The 1,611-nt window shown below is 40.9% G+C and carries 3 protein-coding genes; 2 read left to right on the top strand and 1 reads right to left on the bottom strand.

What is annotated here, in order from left to right; all coding sequences use genetic code 11:
* Window positions 1-274: 274 nt before the first annotated feature.
* Window positions 275-703 carry a hypothetical protein gene (locus AAF462_11915; GenBank protein ID MEM7009828.1) on the bottom strand — a complete coding sequence of 143 codons (429 nt, stop codon included), beginning with the start codon at window positions 701-703 and terminating at the stop codon, window positions 275-277.
* Between the two features lie 189 nt (window positions 704-892).
* Between AAF462_11915 and AAF462_11910 the strand changes: the two genes are divergently transcribed.
* On the top strand, window positions 893-1,306 hold the full coding sequence (locus AAF462_11910) for a hypothetical protein (GenBank protein ID MEM7009827.1): 414 nt from the start codon (window positions 893-895) through the stop codon (window positions 1,304-1,306).
* A gap of 56 nt (window positions 1,307-1,362) precedes the next feature.
* On the top strand, window positions 1,363-1,611 hold a 249-nt coding region (locus AAF462_11905; protein MEM7009826.1), incomplete at its 3' end, for a hypothetical protein.

Raw genomic sequence — 1,611 nt, 5'->3', positions numbered from 1 at the left:
TGGGAAAAGAGTTCCTGAGAACCTCTTAGCAGCAATGGAAAAAGCAAACTCCAAAGGCAGAAAGAGTCTTGTTAGACAGCTGCCAGGACTTAGCATGGTCAAAGCTTGGGTTAGACATGCCAAGAGACTTAAAAGAGTTGTAACTCACTAAGAGATTATTCTTAAAATCAAATCTCCCCTTCCCTCGCTAGCTATTATTAACACTCACTCTCATTCCCACACTCAAATACTTCGGGCTTTTAAAAAAGCGCGGACAGTATTGTTATAAAGAAAACTATGAATAACTCCCAATGGGTGAGTCTGCATCCAGCTCGTCGTGGCGTTTTGATAGGCTCTCGTAGTCAATGGCTTTTGTTCTGATATCTTTCATTTTGGCGATTTGCAAAAGGTGATAGATGACCTGGTTCTCGTCTATTTTATGGGCGATACCGATTACTAAATCTGGCTTGTGATACTTGATCATAAGCTCGTTTCGCCTGAAGTATGAGCTGTCCCCAAGCACGTTTATAGCTGGCTGAGTCATATAGTCTATGCCCAGTTTCTTACAGAAGGTCTCAGCCGCTCTTTCAGGGCCGACCTCCCCTCCTGTGATAATAAGAAGCTTCTCCGCCCTCTCGCGGCATAATTTTCTAAGCTTAACCACTTCATCTATAACTATTTGATCATAGTTCCACTGCGGCGAGCCGCAAATAATGACTCTCAAACATTCCCTCCGCACCCCTACAGAGAAAATGCATAGATATATTTAATATTATCTAGAGACTCAATTTTTGAAAAGGGGTCAATTAACACAAACTATGAATCTTCTGAGTCCAATATAATGCTTGACACTAGACCGTAATTTCCAGTAGAGTTGCTAAGTAGGTTTAAAAACACACTTAGGAGGGAAAATATGAGATTTAATTTAACTTCCAAATTATTATTTATGGTCTTTGCATTATCACTCTTAACCCTGGGCGCAGGCCTAAATACAGCATCCGCCGATGACTCTCTGGATGGCAAGACTTTTGAAATCAAGATTAAAGAGCATAGCGGCAGCGATGAAGTCAGAGATGACGTCTTAACTTTTAAAGACGGAAAATTTTTATCTAAAGACTGTGAGCAGTACGGATTTGGTGCAGCCCCCTATGAACACCGCACGCAAGATGGCGTAACCTTGTTCATAACCAGTACCACGAGCGAGAAAGAAGGATTAATACAGTGGGAAGGTAAAGTAGAGGGTGATCAGATTTCCGGAACAATGATATGGGAAAAAGCTGGCCAAGATGCTATTTTTTATAAATACAAAGGCAGTTTAAAGAAATAGATTCTCCTTAATAAAGAATATTGCAATAAGATTTCTTTTTGCTACACTGAATACCGATGCGGTGGGTTTATCTACTACTTATAGCAGCAGCTATATTCTCATTTCATAATACTACTGCCAATGCACAGCAAGGCGCTGACGTAAGGGTCAATTTTGCCTATGCTTTTCAGCTGGGTTTTGGGTCTTATGATATCGGCGGGCTTGATGTAAGAGTAATTAAGATTCCTATATCGCATACCTTTGCCATACCAAATTACGATAGGCTCAAGATAAGACTATCGGCCCCTTTTTACTACGGCAGGTTC

Source organism: Thermodesulfobacteriota bacterium (assembly GCA_039028315.1).
Taxonomy (GTDB): Bacteria; Desulfobacterota_D; UBA1144; order Nemesobacterales; family UBA2774; genus CR02bin9.
Note: the sequence above shows the minus strand (reverse complement) of the source record. Positions and strands in the feature narration are given on the sequence as shown.